This is a genomic window from Hymenobacter fastidiosus (assembly GCF_039539565.1).
GTDB lineage: Bacteria > Bacteroidota > Bacteroidia > Cytophagales > Hymenobacteraceae > Hymenobacter > Hymenobacter fastidiosus.
In genome coordinates this window covers 91,148-107,284 of record NZ_BAABDJ010000035.1, presented here as the reverse complement: position 1 = coordinate 107,284, position 16,137 = coordinate 91,148, and the positions used below count along the sequence as shown (strand labels likewise).

Annotated in this window: 14 protein-coding genes and 1 riboswitch; of the genes, 9 read left to right on the top strand and 5 right to left on the bottom strand. The window is 62.5% G+C overall.

The features are described from left to right. The first annotated feature begins 358 nt into the window (after positions 1–358). The gene (locus ABD833_RS14750) at positions 359–1,450 is read left to right on the top strand and encodes a lysylphosphatidylglycerol synthase transmembrane domain-containing protein (RefSeq protein WP_345074003.1); all 1,092 of its coding nucleotides are present in this window, start codon (positions 359–361) and stop codon (positions 1,448–1,450) included. Here ABD833_RS14750 and ABD833_RS14745 read toward each other — a convergent pair. Next, a complete protein-coding gene (locus tag ABD833_RS14745; protein WP_345074002.1) occupies positions 1,431–4,022 on the bottom strand; it encodes an erythromycin esterase family protein in 2,592 nt (863 codons plus the stop codon). The two genes, ABD833_RS14750 and ABD833_RS14745, sit on opposite strands and share 20 nt — an antisense overlap. Positions 4,023–4,185: 163 nt before the next feature. Next, entirely contained in the window at positions 4,186–4,599 is a 414-nt protein-coding gene (locus tag ABD833_RS14740) for a hypothetical protein (RefSeq protein ID WP_345074001.1), read from the bottom strand. Between the two features lie 221 nt (positions 4,600–4,820). Here ABD833_RS14740 and ABD833_RS14735 point away from each other — a divergent pair, with 221 nt between their 5' ends. The 5 genes from ABD833_RS14735 to ABD833_RS14715 all read left to right on the top strand — a co-directional run bounded on the left by ABD833_RS14735 (position 4,821) and on the right by ABD833_RS14715 (position 10,680). Then, entirely contained in the window at positions 4,821–5,114 is a 294-nt protein-coding gene (locus ABD833_RS14735) for a LysM peptidoglycan-binding domain-containing protein (RefSeq protein ID WP_345074000.1), read from the top strand. A gap of 242 nt (positions 5,115–5,356) precedes the next feature. After that, positions 5,357–5,469, top strand: a riboswitch (SAM riboswitch). 377 nt (positions 5,470–5,846) lie between these two features. Continuing rightward, positions 5,847–7,226, top strand: a complete 1,380-nt coding sequence (locus tag ABD833_RS14730) for an O-acetylhomoserine aminocarboxypropyltransferase/cysteine synthase family protein (protein ID WP_345073998.1) — start codon at positions 5,847–5,849, stop codon at positions 7,224–7,226. A 161-nt stretch (positions 7,227–7,387) separates the two neighbouring features. Further along, the gene (gene metX, locus ABD833_RS14725) at positions 7,388–8,419 is read left to right on the top strand and encodes a homoserine O-acetyltransferase MetX (protein ID WP_345073997.1); all 1,032 of its coding nucleotides are present in this window, start codon (positions 7,388–7,390) and stop codon (positions 8,417–8,419) included. Continuing rightward, entirely contained in the window at positions 8,397–9,680 is a 1,284-nt protein-coding gene (locus tag ABD833_RS14720) for a homoserine dehydrogenase (protein WP_345073995.1), read from the top strand. The genes metX and ABD833_RS14720 overlap by 23 nt, the downstream gene beginning before the upstream one ends. 97 nt (positions 9,681–9,777) lie before the next feature. Next, positions 9,778–10,680, top strand: coding sequence for a S66 peptidase family protein (locus ABD833_RS14715; protein ID WP_345073994.1), 903 nt, complete (start codon positions 9,778–9,780; stop codon positions 10,678–10,680). Positions 10,681–10,750: 70 nt separating this feature from the next. Here ABD833_RS14715 and ABD833_RS14710 read toward each other — a convergent pair whose 3' ends face one another. The 3 genes from ABD833_RS14710 to mscL all read right to left on the bottom strand — a co-directional run bounded on the left by ABD833_RS14710 (position 10,751) and on the right by mscL (position 12,794). Further along, positions 10,751–11,209 (bottom strand): hypothetical protein, encoded by a 459-nt coding sequence (locus ABD833_RS14710; RefSeq protein ID WP_345073992.1) that lies wholly within the window; start codon positions 11,207–11,209, stop codon positions 10,751–10,753. Between the two features lie 110 nt (positions 11,210–11,319). Continuing rightward, positions 11,320–12,294 carry a DUF3078 domain-containing protein gene (locus ABD833_RS14705; RefSeq protein WP_345073991.1) on the bottom strand — a complete coding sequence of 325 codons (975 nt, stop codon included), beginning with the start codon at positions 12,292–12,294 and terminating at the stop codon, positions 11,320–11,322. A gap of 77 nt (positions 12,295–12,371) precedes the next feature. Beyond that, positions 12,372–12,794, bottom strand: a complete 423-nt coding sequence (gene mscL, locus ABD833_RS14700) for a large conductance mechanosensitive channel protein MscL (protein WP_345073990.1) — start codon at positions 12,792–12,794, stop codon at positions 12,372–12,374. 250 nt (positions 12,795–13,044) lie between these two features. On the opposite strand from mscL, the gene ABD833_RS14695 reads away from it, so the two are divergent. The 3 genes from ABD833_RS14695 (at position 13,045) to dut (ending at position 16,013) form a co-directional block, all read left to right on the top strand. Further along, entirely contained in the window at positions 13,045–13,833 is a 789-nt protein-coding gene (locus ABD833_RS14695) for an enoyl-CoA hydratase/isomerase family protein (RefSeq protein WP_345073988.1), read from the top strand. Between the two features lie 115 nt (positions 13,834–13,948). Then, on the top strand, positions 13,949–15,457 hold the full coding sequence (locus ABD833_RS14690; protein ID WP_345073987.1) for a lipopolysaccharide biosynthesis protein: 1,509 nt from the start codon (positions 13,949–13,951) through the stop codon (positions 15,455–15,457). A gap of 121 nt (positions 15,458–15,578) precedes the next feature. Next, positions 15,579–16,013 (top strand): dUTP diphosphatase, encoded by a 435-nt coding sequence (gene dut / locus ABD833_RS14685; protein WP_345073985.1) that lies wholly within the window; start codon positions 15,579–15,581, stop codon positions 16,011–16,013. Positions 16,014–16,137 lie beyond the last annotated feature (124 nt).

Genomic DNA, 16,137 nt, shown 5'->3' with positions numbered 1-16,137 from the left:
ATGGGGTAAGCAGGGAATGATAGCAGGGCAACAAGCAGGTAGCTCAAAAGGTTAGCCCACTGAATGCTAGTCCACGGATTGGCAAAGTTACGATTTTTATCAGGCGGCGGTTATAGCACGGGCCGGGGAATACGCGGGTGGCGGGTCTTTTGCTTTCTTTAACTCAGCCCCACCTGACCGTCATACCGAGCGCAGTCGGGGTATCTCGTATGCTGACGTTGCACTGGTAAATCCTGCCAATAGCACCGAAGTGGACGAGCTACCTCGACTACGCTCGGTATGACGTGCTAAAGTTGGGGCGTGACGCTGCCGGGGCGAATAATACCTACTTTTGCGTTGGCCCACTCCTCCCCTGCCCATGCCGCTTACCCAGCAGAATAACCAGGAAAAACAGCTGCTGCATAAGCTTCGCCCGTCGCGCATCGTGCTGCCGGTGCTGCTGGGCCTGAGTGTGGTGGGCTTCATGTTCTGGCGCAGCTACCGGCCCGGCGACCTGGCCCCGCTGGCAGATGCCAAGCTTCACTGGCTGCTGATTATGGTGGTGGTGCTGCTGGCCCGCGACCTGGGCTACGTGTACCGCATCCGCCACATTGCCGAGCGGGAGCTGACCTGGCGGGCCAGCCTCGACGTGATTATGCTCTGGGAATTCGCTTCCTGCGTGTTGCCCTCGGCTGCCGGCGGCACGTCGATAGCGCCGTTTATTCTCAGCAAGGAAGGCATCAGTCTGGGCAAGTCGCTGGCCTACGTGATGGTGACGGCCCTGCTCGACAACCTGTACTACGTCATCACGGTGCCGCTGGTGGTGCTGGTGGCGGGCGACGCGCTGTATCCGCACGAGGTATTGCAGGGCGGCCTGATTACCACGCTGCGCATTGCGTTTGTACTCAGCTACCTCTTCGTCAGCGTGTACGCGGGGCTGATGCTGTACGCGCTGTTCATCAACCCGGTGGCGGTGAAGCGGCTGATGGTGCGGCTGTTTTCGCTGCCCGGTCTGCGGCGCTGGCGGGCCAAAGCCTACCAGCACGGCAACGAAATGGTGTGGGCTTCAGCCCAGCTGCGCGGCAATGGCGCGCTGTACTGGTTCCGGGCCTGCGCTTCAACAGCCTTCGTCTGGACGGCCCGCTACGCCGTTATCGGCTGCATTATTGCCGCCTTCACCGAAGTCAGCGCCGGCGAATTTGCCCTGATTTTCGGCCGCAACCTCACCTACAAAGTCATCCTGCTGATTGCCATTACGCCGGGCGGGGCGGGCATTGCCGAAGGCGCATTTCCCACCTTCTTCGGCAAGTTCATCGGCACGCCCACCATGACGAACTTCATCGTGCTGCTCTACCGCATCGTTACCTACTACCTGTATCTGGTGCTGGGGGCCGTCTTCCTGCCTCGCTGGATTACGCGGGTGTTTGGGCACCATCAGGCCCCATCCGAGGCTACGGCTTCTTTGCGTTGAGCGTAGGCGCGGGCTCCGCCGGGGCGGGGCGCTGGTAGGTTTGCCAGAACGCCGGGCGGTGCTTCACAAAATCAAGCTGGTAGGTTTCACCGCCCGCGAACCGGGGGTCCAGCTCCGGATTCGCGGGCAGCGGCGGCGTACCGGCCGGCAGCACCGAGAAGTGCTCCTCGCAGAATTTCTGGTTGAAGAAGGGCCGCTTGCCCAGCACCCGGCCCGCACTGATTCCCTGCGCCACGCTGGTGGCCACGTGGTAGCGGCCGGTGGCCGCCTTCTGGTAGGTCACCACGTGCGAAGTCCGCGAATCGGTCAGGACGCTGGCGTACAGCCGGGCCGTCAGATTCTGGCGGCCGTAGTATTTGTGGGCCGTGGCATTCATCTGCACGGTGTCGCCCTGCCACAGGGCCTCGTAGCGTACCACCGCGTAGTCCTGCCGGCGCACGTACACGCGGCCGGAGTAGCCGGCCTCCAGGTAGGTGCCGGTGGTGCGGTGGTTGGCCCGCTTCGCGGTGAAGCTGATCAGGTAGGTGGTTTCGTCGCCCTGCTGCAGCACGCTATCCAGGCGCAGCACGAATTTGCCCAGGGTCCGGCTTTTAAACAGGGGCGAGATACGCACCGGATCGGCGGCGGCGGAATAGAAGCCCTGTCCGCCTTCGGCCAGGTCGAACGGGCCCAGCGGAGTAGGGCTCTGCACCAGCACCTTCGTTTCCTGCACCCGGTGTTTCTGAGTAGGCCCCATCATCAGGAAGCCGCCCCCCCAGTGCCGGTAGCCCGCCGGCTCAAAAATCTGGCTCACGTACTCCACCGCGTGCCGCAGCGTGTCGAAGTTGCTGATCTGCCGGCGCGTGTAGACCTGCGCCACGTAGTCGTTCTGCTCGTAGTTGGCCGGGGCCGCCGCCAGCACTTTCTTCATGATTTTGCGCGGATTCAACGATTCCCCGCTCACCCGCACGTTGCCCAGCGCGTAGGCCTGCGGCGTGAGCACCACCGCCAGCGGACCAGCCCCCACGGCAACGCTGACCATCCCGTAGCCCACGCTCGACACCTGAAGCGTGGCTCCCGTGGCGGTGCGGGGCACGGCCAGCGCGAAGTTGCCCTGTGCATCGGCCATCACGCCCAGGCCCAACGCGGGCAGGGCCACCGAGGCAAAGGGCACGGCGGCGCGGGTTTTGCGGTCCGTTACCCGGCCCCGCACGGTCAGGGTGCCGGCGGCCGGAGCGGCGCGGCGCAACACCAGGCCGGGCGTAGCACCGGCCGGCGCTACGCCCGCGGCGGCCCGGGCCACCTGCCCGGCCGAGTCGGGCACGGCTACCAGTTCAGCGGCCGGCCGCGTCCGGAGGCGGGGCGGCCGGGTGGTTTTCAGAAACAGGACGCCATCTACCACCTGCGCCCACTCCGCTACCAGCGGGGTATATTCCATGATGGAGTAGGCCGAAAAGCGGCGGCTGCCGTAGTTCTGCTTCAGGTTCAGGAACAGATACTCCGCCCCCAGGCTGTCGAGGCGGGCCTCCATGCTGCCAACGGGCGGAGCGGCAATGGGCTGACTGGCTTCGCCCACGGCCGCGTAGCTACCGCCGGCCGTGGCCGTACCCAGAATGTAGGCCTGCGCGCCCAGAGCTTTTTTCACGTGCCAGCCCATGGGCCGGAACTGCTGAATCTCCGCGTTGTCGACCAGCTGCATCTGGTTGGCAAAATGGGCCGTGGCGCCCCAGCAAATCACTTTCTCCTGGGGGTGCTGGCGCAGGTACCACAACAGGTTGTCGGCCATCTGGGCGTCGCGGGGGTTGTTGTCGCGGGCCTGGAAGGTTTGGTGGTCTTTCACCCCGGGGTCGTTCTGCACGTAGTCGCGGGCCATGGCCTGCAGGCTGCGCAGCGTCTGGCGCCACTGCTCGGCGGCGGCCCGGCGGGCGGGCGTGGTGCCCGCGTTGGCCAGCAGGCGGTCGGCCAGCTTCACGTTCCGTTCCCACTCGCCCAGGGTGTGGCCCGCCGGGAAACCGTTGAAATGCTGCATAAAGCCCAGCACCTCGTCCAGATAGTCGTAGTTGATGGCGGCACTGGCTTTCTGCGACTCCAGGAAAACCTCCAGCTCATCGGCCAGCTCCTCGCCGTATGCGCCCGTCAGCTGGGAGTCGAAACCCGTTACGCGCAGCTTGCGGGCCGCCACGAGCTCTTCCACGGGCTGAAATTCCTGGGTGGCGGTCCAGATGCCGAATACGCTGTTGCCCAGCGCTTCCGGAGCCGACACTCCGGCATCGAGCTGCTGCTGGGCCTTGTTCACCTCGTAGAAGCCGCTCTCGAAAGCCAGGGTAGTGAAGCCCATGCGCTGCTGCAGAAAGCGCACGAGCCGGGCCTTGGCCTCGAACACGTTGCCCTCGCCGTGGCTGGGCTCACCCAGCAGCACCACCCGGGCCGCACCGATTTCCCGGGTCAGAAACTCCAGGTCGGCGAAGCTGGTATCGGCGGCACTGATACTGCGGATGGGGTGCACCACCAGCGCAGGAGTGGTAGTCTGGGCCTGGGTGGCGAAGCTGGCGCAGAGCAGGCCGGCCATCAGCAGGCGGGAAAGCAGGGACATTGGGTAATGATTGAAGTAAGCAGAATAAGACGGTGGCAAGCTAGCGGCTTTCTCCGGAACCAGCCAGACCCGCCCGGTCCTGTTCCTCATGCAGAAACAAAAAAGCCCTTTCGCACGGGGCGAAAGGGCTTTCAGCAGTTTGGTTGATTCCGGGGCCGGAGCCTTACTCAGCTTCCAGCATCAGGGTGGTGCCGTCGGTGCCTTTCAGGGTGATTTTCTTCTCCGTCAGGTTGGTCACGTCGAAGGCCATACTGGTGGTGGCGCCGTCGGGCGTGAGGGTAATTTTCTGGCCGGGCTGGTCGAAGGTGTACTTGCCCTGCATGGTCTGGGCCGGGGAAGTCATGTTGAACGTGCCGTTGGCGAAAAACTTCAGCTCCGTATCCTCGTCGGCATCAGTCTGGGCTACTTTGTCGCCGGTGGCGGTGGTTTCCTTATCAGTCTTCCACACTTTGCTGTCGGTACCGTAGAGCATGTTGGTTTCGCCCACTTTATCGGGCTGACTGCAACCGGACATAAGCAAAGCAACAAACAGCAGCAGGCTGGCCAGGTAGTGGAAGGGAGTGGCTACGCGTTTCATAGGGTTGGTGTAATGGTTGGGGGAGGATTGCAGCGGCCCGGATGCCCGATCAAGGGCTGAAGCCGGCGTTTCTTACGGGGTCTGGGGCAAAGGGTTAAGCTGCGATTTTATCCCTACTTCCCGGACAACCTAATCAGGAGGCCGGCGTAAGAACGTCAGATTCCGTGTGGCTTAGCCCCGAATCCCCCTTTCCTCCTTCCACTTCTAACCGACACGCAACCATGGGACTGTTCGATTTCCTGACCAATAAAGGCGAAGAAAAACCGGTTGAGCCGGCCGTGAAGCCCGCCGCTGCCGGCAACACCGACTTTTTCGGCAACAAAGATGCCGCCAAGCCCACGGCTGCCGGCAGCAGCTACACAGTGGTCAGCGGTGATTCGCTGTCGAAAATTGCCAAGCATCATTACGGCGACGCCGCCAAGTGGCACCAGATTTACGATGCCAACAAAGCTACCATCGGGGCCAACCCCGACCATATCGAAGTTGGCCAGGTCCTGACGCTCCCCACGCTATAAGTTTCGTTTTCCGTTTTTTAAGGCTCGCTTTTAGCTGCTGCGCTACGTTCAGTAGTTGGACAAAAACAAAAAACGAATAGCTATAAACGCAAAAAAGCGCTGTTCCGGCCCGGAACAGCGCTTTTTTGTGCCCGTAAAAAAATCACGGGAAATTTTTCACCGGACTTGCGTTTTTCAATTCCGGGTGTACATTTGCACTTACCAACCCGGTACTCCCCGCTAACGGCGGCGCAGTTTTCAAGATTTTATACAGAAGTGGCGAGAGAACAGGCTCCGTGACCCACTGGCAACCTTCGGTAAAGCGAAAGGTGCCAATTCCTGCCCGCGGTGCTCAGGCCCACGGGACAGATAAGTCGAGTACCATGAAAAACTCCCCTTTCTCCGCCTGCTCCAACCCCTCCGCCCCGGCTGCCTTATGGCTCGCCGGCCTGCCGATGGGTTTTCGTGTTTCGGCCGCCGTGGCCGCCCCCGCCCGCTGGGCCGGGCGAATGTGCTGTTGTCAGGCGTGTTGTTGCTAGCCTGACTCAGTCCTAGCGTCCCTTCCCTTCTTTTCTGTTTCTCGGCTTACTCTGCCTCCGGCGGCCATTTTTCGGGCGCTTTTCGCCGGATTTCCCCTGGTCTCAGCACCAGTTGCCCTGGTTGCGGAGCCGGCCTCAGCTAGCGCCTTTGGGGCACTGACGGGCCCAAATTCCGCCTTTTTCTTCCTGAAATTCCTCTTAACCCCGTCTCATCATGTCAACGCCAGCCCTGCATTTCGAAACCCTCCAGCTCCACGCCGGCCAGCAGCCCGACCCCACCACGGGTTCCCGCGCCGTGCCGATTCACCAGACGACTTCCTACGTCTTCAAAAGTGCCGAGCACGGCGCCAACCTTTTTGCCCTCAAGGAATTCGGCAATATCTACACCCGGCTGATGAACCCCACCACCGACGTGTTTGAGCAGCGCGTGGCAGCGCTGGAAGGTGGTGTGGCGGCCCTGGCTACCGGCTCGGGGCAGGCGGCCCAGTTTATTGCCCTGAACAACATTCTGCAGGCCGGCGACAACTTCGTGAGCAGCGCCTTTCTCTACGGCGGCACCTACAACCAGTTTAAGGTAGCCTTCAAGCGCCTGGGCATCGAAGTGCGCTTCGCCGACGGCGACAACCCGGCTTCCTTCGAGGCCCTGATCGACGACAAGACCAAAGCCATTTACCTCGAAACCATCGGCAACCCGAGCTACAGCGTTCCGGATTTTGAGCGGATTGCGGCCATTGCCAACAAGCATGACCTGCCCCTGATTGTCGACAACACGTTCGGCGCGGGCGGCTACCTGTTCCGGCCCCTGGAGCACGGGGCCCATATCGTAGTGGAGTCGGCCACGAAATGGATCGGCGGCCACGGTACGAGCGTGGGCGGCGTAATCGTCGATGGCGGCACCTACGACTTCGGCAACGGCAAGTTCCCGCAGTTCACCGAGCCCTCCGAAGGCTACCACGGGCTGGTGTTCAACGACGTGTTCGGCAAGGGCGGGCCGTTTGGCAACATCGCCTTCATTATCCGGGCCCGGGTGGAGGGCCTGCGTGACTTCGGCCCCGCCATCAGCCCCTTCAACTCTTTCCAGCTGCTGATTGGCCTCGAAACCCTGAGTCTGCGCGTGGAGCGTACGGTGGAAAACGCCCTGCGCGTGGCCACCTGGCTCGAGCAGCACCCCCAGGTGGAAAGCGTGAACTATCCCGGCCTGAAAAGCAGCCCCTACCATACCCTGGCCCAGAAATACCTGAAGCGGGGCTTCGGCGGCGTGCTCAGCTTCAGCCTGAAAGGCAGCAAGGAAACGGCCACCCAATTCATCGACAACCTGAAGCTGATCAGCCACCTGGCCAACGTGGGCGACGCTAAAACGCTCATCATTCAGCCTTCGGCCACCACGCACCAGCAATTATCCGAAGCCGAGCAGCGCGCGGCGGGGGTCACGCCCACCTCCCTGCGTCTGTCGGTCGGCATCGAGCATTTCGACGACATCCGCGCCGACCTGGCCCAGGCGTTTGAGGCCGTCCGCAACGCGGCTACGCCGGATGAATCAGGCCGCACGCTGCTGCAGCCCAAACCAGAACACGCGGCTCCGCTGGAAGTATAGCGGGAGCGTTGAGAGCTGAGATTTTAGCGCTCAGAGCGGAGAATCAGCTAGCTGACAGGGCATCCGGTTATGGTTTTGCGGCGCGGCAACTCATCCAGCTAAGCGCTTAAATCTCAGCTCTCAGCTCTACCTTCTAAAACCCCAGCTGTAAGCCAGAATATATGACCAACAACCAGGTGTTCCGCCTGCCCGCGCCGCTGCCCCTGGAAAGCGGGGCCGTATTGGCGGAAGTGCGGGTAGCCTACCAGACTTTCGGCACCCTCAACGCCACCCGCGACAACGTGGTGTGGGTGTGCCACGCCCTGACCGCCAATGCCGACGTGCTCGAGTGGTGGCCCGGCCTGTTCGGCCCCGGCTGCCACTTCAACCCGGCCGACTGGTTTATCGTGTGTGCCAACATTCTGGGTTCCTGCTACGGCTCCACGGGCCCGCTCACGCCGGGTGAGGACGGCGCGGCGCCCCTGTATCAGGCGTTTCCGCTGGTTACGGTGCGCGACATGGTAGCCGCCCACGAGCAGCTGCGGCAGCAGCTGGGGCTGACGAAAATACACACCCTGATTGGCGGTTCCCTGGGCGGGCAGCAGGCGCTGGAATGGGCCGTGCAGCAGCCGGCCGCATTCGAGCACCTGGTGGTGCTGGCTACCAGCGCCCGGCATTCGCCCTGGGGAATTGCCTTCAACGAAGCCCAGCGGCTGGCCATTTTCGCCGATTCAACTTACTTTTCGGCTACGCCCGCCGGGGGCCAGGCGGGCCTGAAAGCGGCCCGGGCCGTGGCGCTGCTCAGCTACCGCAGCTACGAGGCCTACACCACCAGCCAGGCCGAGCCGGCCGACGAGCCGCTCACCGGTTTCCGCGCCAGCTCCTACCAGCAATACCAGGGCGACAAGCTCGTGGCCCGGTTTGATGCCTACAGCTACGTCGCCCTGAGCCGGGCCATGGACTCGCACCACGTGGGCCGGAACCGGAGCGGCGTCGAGGCGGCGCTCCGCCGGATTCAGGCGCGCACCCTGGTCATCGGCATTAGCTCCGACGTGCTGTTTCCACCCGCTGAGCAACAGCTGCTGGCCCGCCACATTCCCGGCGCCCAGTATGCCGAAATGGATTCCGGCTTCGGCCACGACGGTTTCCTGATTGAAACCGCGCAAATCACCCATCTTCTCGAACGATTCTATGTCCAGTCTTTCGCCCGCTAAGGCCAACCCGGCTTCCGCTCCTGTCCACCCCGCGCCCCTGCGCATCGGGCTCATTGGCTTTGGGTGCGTGGGCCAGGGCATTTATGATATCCTGCTGCGCCTGCCCGAATTCGGGGCGGAGGTACGCCGCATTGCCGTCAAAAACCCGCTTAAAGCCCGGACGCTGCCCGCCGAACACTTTACCTACCACGCCGATGAGCTGCTGGCCGACCCGGACCTGGATGTGCTGATCGAAGTAATCGACGATGCCAATGAGGCTTTCCGGCTGGTCAGCGCGGCGCTGCGCCAGGGCCGCCGCGTGGTGACGGCCAACAAGGCAATGGTGGCGAACCACCTGCCCGAGCTGGTGGCCCTGCAGCAAAATCACGGCGGCACCTTATTATACGAAGCGGCGGTGTGCGGCAGCATTCCGATTGTCCGGACCCTGGACGCCTATTTTGGGCAGGAGCCCCTGCGCAGCGTGAGCGGCATTTTCAATGGCTCGTCGAACTACGTGCTGACCCGCATGGGCACCGACGGCTCCGACTACGCCCCGGCCCTGGCCGAGGCGCAGGCCAAAGGCTTCGCCGAAACCGACCCCACGCTCGACATGGCCGCTTTCGACCCGCGTTCCAAAGCCGTGATTCTGGCCGCTCACGCTTATGGCGTATTGCTAAGCCCGGCACAGGTGCTGAACCTGGGCATTGAGCACATCAGTGCCACCGACATTGCCTACGCGGCCGTGGAAAGCCAGAAAATAAAGGTGGTGGCCGGCCTGTACTTATTGCCCGACGGCCAGCTCACGGTGCTGGTCACGCCCCAGCTCGTGAGCCGCGAGTCGCCGCTGTACGGAGTAGATGAGGAATTCAACGGCGTTGTCATCGAGGCCGAATTCGCCGGCACCCAGTTTCTGCGCGGCCGGGGCGCGGGCGGCTACCCGACCGGCTCGGCCGTGCTGGCCGACCTGGCAGCCCTGCGCGGCGACTTCCGCTACGCCTACGCCAAGCTCCGCGCCACGCCCCTCGCCTACACCACCGATCTGGAGCTGGAAATATATCTGCGCACCGACAACGAAACCCTGCTCGACCAGCTGGGCTTCACCGACATCACCGAGGAAGCCGACGAGGACGGCTACATCGTAGGCTACGTGCCGCTCGATGCCCTGCTCCAGCACCGCGACGCGCTGCGCAAAGCCGGCGCCTTCGTGGCCCGCACCGGCAACGTGCGGCCCGCCCCGGCGCACTCAGCCGCAAGTCAGGAGCTTCAGGCGGTGAGCTCTTGAGCTTGCTTTAGCTGGTACTCCCCTAATATCGGGTGGATTGCTGCCCGGTCAGCACCGGGGTTTGTTGCGTAAGTTCGCGGCTCCCAAACGCTGCTTTATGCCTACTACGCCGCCCGCCCTGCGCCCCCACGACCGGGTCGCCATTGTCAGCACCGCCCGCAGGGTTTCGGGCGCAGACGTGGCGGCCGCCATCGAAATTCTTGTCGGCTGGGGGCTGGAAGTGGTACTGGGCGAATCTATAACGGCCGCCCACCACCAGTTTGCCGGTTCCGACGAGGTGCGGGCCCGCGACTTTCAGCGCCAGCTCGACGACCCTGGTATCCGCGCCATCCTGTGTGCCCGCGGCGGCTACGGCACCACCCGCATTATCGACCAGCTCGACTTCGCCGGTTTCGCCCGGCAGCCCAAATGGATTGCCGGTTTCAGCGACATCACTACCCTGAACTGCCACCTGCTGCGCCGGGGCCACGAAAGCATCCACGGCGTGATGCCGCTGCTCTTCGACCAGGCCGGCGGCGAAGAAGCCCTCGAAAGCCTGCGCCGGGCTCTGTTTGGCGAGCCGGTGACTTACCAGGCCCCGGCTCATCCGCTCAATCGCTCCGGCACGGCCACCGGGGAGCTGATCGGCGGCAACCTCTCCCTGCTCCAGAATCTGACCGGCACCGCCTCCGACTGCCCTGCCGCCGGCCGCATTCTGTTTCTGGAAGACATCGACGAATACCTCTACAACATCGACCGGATGCTGGTCCACCTCGACCGCACCGGCAAGCTGCGCGACCTGGCCGGCCTGCTCGTGGGGCACTTCACCGACCCGCACGACAACGCCGTACCCTTCGGCCAGACGGCCTACGAAATCATCGACACCTATGCCCGCCGCTACGATTTTCCCGTGGCCTACAATTTTCCGGTGGGCCACGAGCCCCGGAACATGGCCCTGATCTGCGGCCGGTCGGCGCGCATGGTGGTGACGGCCGACGGCACCCGGCTGGACTATGTCTAGCGCAACCGGCAACAAACGCAAAAAGCCCCGAAGGTCTGCTTCGGGGCTTTTTTTATAAACTTTGTACTCCCTAAAAAAACAGGAAGTGCTTCTTCTTTTGGTGGGTGAGCGGCTTGCCTTTAGGGTCGATACCGGCAGCGGACCGGCTAACGCCCCGCTTCTGCAGGGCCGTGCCACGCTTGTCTCTGAAGTTGAGCACCCTGAAGCCGCCGCTACCCTTTTCCAGCTGGCGGGCCGGCCCCGAGGCGCGGCCAAAGCTGGTGTTGGCGGTGCCGCCCCCGGCGCGGGCTTCCAGCACTTCCATCTGCTGGTCGCGCTTGGCCTCGTTAGGGTTCATGCTCATCCGCTGCTGCATGCGGGCAATATCCTCACCTGACGCCTTGCGCGCCCTGGCCTTAACCTTGGTCTTGCGCGGGCCGGCTTCAGTAGCCTTGCGGGCTTCTACGGAATAGTCGGGAGCCTGGGCGTGGGCGGCGTGGGCCATGAGTCCCGTAGCAGCCAGCAACAGAGCGGCAATCAGCTTTTTCATGTAGCGAGAAGGAAAGGGGATGCAAGGAGGAAATGGGCGCTGACCAGCCGGGGGCGGGCTTCTTCAGATTTGGCCGAAAAACTGGGACGCCCCAAAGATAGTTCAAATCACTAAAACTTGTAAGTCAGCCCGATACCCAGGATTTCCTTGAACTGAATGCGGCGCCCCCGCCCATCGGGCACCCCATCCTCGTTCTCGTCGAGGGGCACCAGCACGTCGTCGTCGTACACGAGGGTGGTGGCAATGCTGCTGCTGATGAACCTGTTGACCTTGAAGCTGACCAGGGTTTCCCAGTTCACGTCGATGTTTTGCGGGTTGTGCAGGTAGTTGCTGAACAGATCCAGCTTGGTCTGGAAGACCACGTTTTCCCACACCGGCTTGCGGTATTTCACGTTCAGGTACGCCCCCAGCTCCTTGCGAAACCGCTGCCCCGTGCCGCGGATAAGCTGGCCGGCGGCGGTCCGGTCGGCGGCTTCCACCCCGAAAGCGCCGGCATCGGCCAGCGTCTGGTTGGCTACCACGGTGAACTTGCCGGTGATGGGCGACCCGAACACCGACAGCTGGTCGTTGGGCTTGTAGTCGATACCGATGGAAGTCAGGATAAATGCCGGGGCGAAAAAGCCGGACAGCAGCGAATCGGGCTTTTCAATGGCCTTGGTAGGCGTGAGCTGCGTTTTGACGTTCACCTGAGCGGCGTAGTACAGCACTTTGGTAAACTGGTGGCCATACTTGGCATTGAGCTCCAGCTTGTCGTCGTTCTTGCGCATCCGGGCCTTGCCCGCTTTCAGCGTGCCGTAGAGCAAATCCAGGGACGTATCGAAGGTATTGTCGCCACGGCGGTGGTGGGCAAACACGTTACCAATGGCCAGCACCGAAAGCGAGCTTTGACCACCCGGGGCCCAGTTGGTCAAACTCACCTGGCTGAGGTTGAGCGTACCCACGCCGCCGCGCCGCCAGCCCTGTACCGTATCGGGCGCGGCAGCCGTGGTTTCGGAAGTCTGGGCGAGCAGGGGCAACGGCCAGCCCAGCAGCAGCCATAGGCCCGGAACCCGCAGCCGGGACGGCAACCTGCAGAGAATTTTCATAGAGGAAATAAAGTAACTGAACCGGCCCGAGCTCCATCGGGAAGCTTGGGCCGGCTGAAGCAAGGCCGGGCCGGAAACTACCGGCTGCGCAGGGCGTCCCGGATTTCCATGAGCAGCAGCTGGTCTTTCGTGGGGCCCGGTTCCACGGCTACCACCACTTCCGCGGGCCGTTTGAAGCGGTTGGCAAATTTGACGATGAGGAACACGCAGAACGCAATGATGACAAAATAGAGGATGGCGTTCAGAAACAGGCCGAAATTGAGCGTGGCCGCGCCGGCCGCTTTGGCCTTCTCCATCGTGTCGTAGCTGTTGCCGTCGAGGGCCAGAAACCAGTTCCTGAAGTCGAGTCCGCCGGTGGCCAGCCCAATCAGCGGCAGCAGGATGTCTTCGGTCAGCGCAGTCACGATTTTGCCGAAGGCGGCCCCAATGATAACGCCGACGGCCAGATCCAGCACGTTTCCCTTGGCAACAAACTCTTTGAACTCAGCGACAAATCCCATGTGCTTGCGGTAGTTGGAGGGAAGAAAAGAAACCTATGGCTAGGGTAAATATATCAATTTGCCGATGCCCCCGGCCCCCGGCCCGGCTCAAAGCAGCGCCGCTCGTCCGCACGGCCGGGCCGTTTTGACCAGCGGGTGGACCTACCGGATCCGGCGCGCCGCGTTCCGGTTTGGCCCGCCGCCGCGCCCCTCCCCCCCGGCTCCGGTTTTGCTCTATCTTTGCGCCCGTTCTTTCCACTTCCTGCTCCTGATGGCTTCTTTCGAAAACCTGCTCTACGCTCCCGATGCTGCCACCGGCATCCTGACCATCACCCTGAACCGCCCATCCAAGCTCAACGCGCTGAATGCGGCTACCATTGAGGAAATCCGGCAGGCCATGCAGCTGGCCCTCGACGATGCGCAGGTGCGGGGCATCATCCTGACGGGCAGCGGCGAAAAGGCTTTCGTGGCCGGAGCCGACATTTCGGAGCTGGCCGCCCTGAACGACATCAATGCCCGCCGCGCCGCCGAGCTCGGTCAGGAAGCTTTTTGCCTGATCGAGGAAAGCCCCAAGCCCGTAATTGCCGCCGTAAACGGCTTCGCTTTGGGCGGCGGCTGCGAGCTGGCCATGGCCTGCCACCTGCGCGTAGCTTCGGACAATGCCCGCTTCGGCCAGCCCGAGGTGAACCTGGGCCTGATTCCCGGTTACGGCGGCACCCAGCGCCTCACCCAGCTGATCGGCAAAGCCAAGGCCCTGGAGCTGCTGCTGACGGCCGATATGCTCAAAGCTGATGAAGCCCTGCGCCTGGGCCTGGTCAACCACGTGGTGCCCCAGGCCGAGCTGCTCGACTTCTGCCGCCAGCTGCTGGGCCGCATTCTGACCAAGGCTCCCCTGGCCGTGGGCATGGTGATTGACTGCGTGAATGCCCATTACGATAAGGAGCGCAACGGCTTCCAGACCGAAGCCACCCTGTTCGGCCGCGCTTTCGGCACCGAGGACTTCCGCGAGGGCACCGCCGCCTTCCTGGCAAAGCGCCCGGCCCTTTTTAAGGGTAATTAATAATCAGTAATTGATAATTAAGAATTGAACCCAGCCGCAATGAAGAAGAGTGGTGCGCATCGGCACACCAAAATCAATTCTTCATTACTAATTCTTAATTACTAATTCATCAAAGATGGGTGTCGCGAAAAAACTGGTCAGCCAGACCGCCGTGTACGGGGTGAGCAGTATTCTGGGCCGTGTGCTCACGTTTCTGCTGGTGCCGCTCTACACCCGTACGTTCGCGCCGGCCGAGTACGGCGTGGTTACGGAGCTGTTTTCGTACGTGGCCTTTTTCAACATCCTGTTCACCTACGGGATGGAAACCACTTACTTCCGCTTTGCCAACCAGCCCGGCGCTGACCGGCAGGCGCTGTATAGTAAGGTATTCAGCTTGCTGCTGGTCAGCAGTATCCTGTTTAGTGGGCTGTTTATGCTGCTGGCTTCGCCTATTACCAGCGTTCTGCACTACCCGCCGGGCCAGGAGCAGTACATCATCTGGCTGGCCCTGATTATGGGGGTGGATGCGGCCACGGCTATTCCGTTTGCCCGGCTGCGGCTGGAGAACAAGGCCCGGAAGGTAGCCACGGTGCGCTTCCTCAATATTCTGGTCAACGTGGGCCTCAACCTGTTCTTCATCGTGCTCTGCCGCGACGTGGCCGCGGGCAAGTATCTGCCTCAGCTGCGCCCGCTGGTGATGCTGGTGTATAACCCGGCGCTGGGCGTGGGCTACGTGTTTCTGGCCAACCTGATAGCCAACGCGCTGTATATTCCCCTGCTCTGGCGGGAGCTGTCGGACTTCCGCTTCCGCCTCGATTTCACGGGGCTGAAGCCCATGCTGAAGTATGCTTACCCGCTCATGCTGATGGGCCTGGCGGGCATGGTGAACGAGACGCTGGACCGGCCCCTGCTCAAATACTGGCTGCCCGCCGGCTTCTACCCCGGCCAGTCGAACATGACGGCGGTGGGCATATATGGGGCCTGCTACAAGTTCGCGATGTTTATGACGCTCGTCATCCAGGCTTTCCGCTACGCCGCCGAGCCGTTCTTCTTCGCCCAGTCGACGGACAAAAACTCGCCGGCCACGTTTGCCCTCGTGCTGAAGTGGTTCACGCTGTGCTGCGCCTTCATCTTCGTGTTCGTCAGCCTCAACGTGGAGGATTTCGCCGAGTTTCTGCTGGGCCGCGCCGAATACCGCGCCGGGCTGGATATCGTGCCCATTCTGCTGCTGGCGAACCTGTTTCTGGGCGTGTACTATAACCTGGCGGTGTGGTTCAAGCTCACCGACAAAACCTACTTCGGCACCTACATCAGCTTCGGCGGCGCGGCCCTGACCATCGGGCTCAACTTTCTGCTGATTCCCCTGATCGGCTACCTGGGCAGCGCCTTCACCACCCTGGCCTGCTACTTTATGATGGCAGCCGTGTGCTGGTACCTCGGCAATAAGCACTACCCGATTCCCTACCCCATGGCGCGCCTGAGCTTGTGGCTGGCGCTGGCCATCGGCATCGTGGCAGTGGGCTGGTACACGCCCGTGGCCGACTACTGGCTGCGGCACGCGTTTCACCTGGGGCTCTGCACGGGCTTCGCCGGGCTGATTTTTCTGGTTGAGCGGCCCCGCCGAACCATAACGCCCGCCGCCTGAGGCGGGGTTATTGGGGAAATCAATAGCTTGCCCTGATTCCCGAATCATAGTCCTCCTTCCCAAAATCATAGCCATTCCGCGGTCTATCTTTGCCCTCCGAACCGCCGCTGACCTCATGCCGATGCAGATTCCTGTTATCAACCGCTCCCACCATCCGCTGCCCGAGTACCAGACGGCTCATGCCGCGGGCCTGGACGTGCGGGCCAACCTCGCCGCGCCCGTTACGTTGAAACCCCTGCAGCGCGCCCTTATTCCCACGGGTCTGTTGCTGGAAATTCCGGTAGGCTACGAAATGCAGGTCCGGCCGCGCAGTGGGCTGGCCTACAAGCATGGCATCGGCATCGTCAACAGCCCCGGCACCATCGACGCCGACTACCGGGGCGAGCTGAAAGTGCTGCTGGTGAATCTGTCGGACCAGGACTTCGTGGTGCAGGACGGGGAGCGGATTGCCCAGCTCGTGGTGGCCCGCCACGAAACGGTGGCCTGGCAGCCCGTAGCGGAGCTAACCGAAACCCGGCGCGGCACCGGCGGCTACGGCAGCACCGGCGTACAGTAACGACAGACCCCTGAAGTCATCTGTCATCCTGAGCCAAGCGAAGGACCTTAGGCCAGCCGAACGCGTCGTTTCAGCGTGATAAGGTCCTTCGCTTGGCTCAGGATGACCGAATAAAGGATAACTG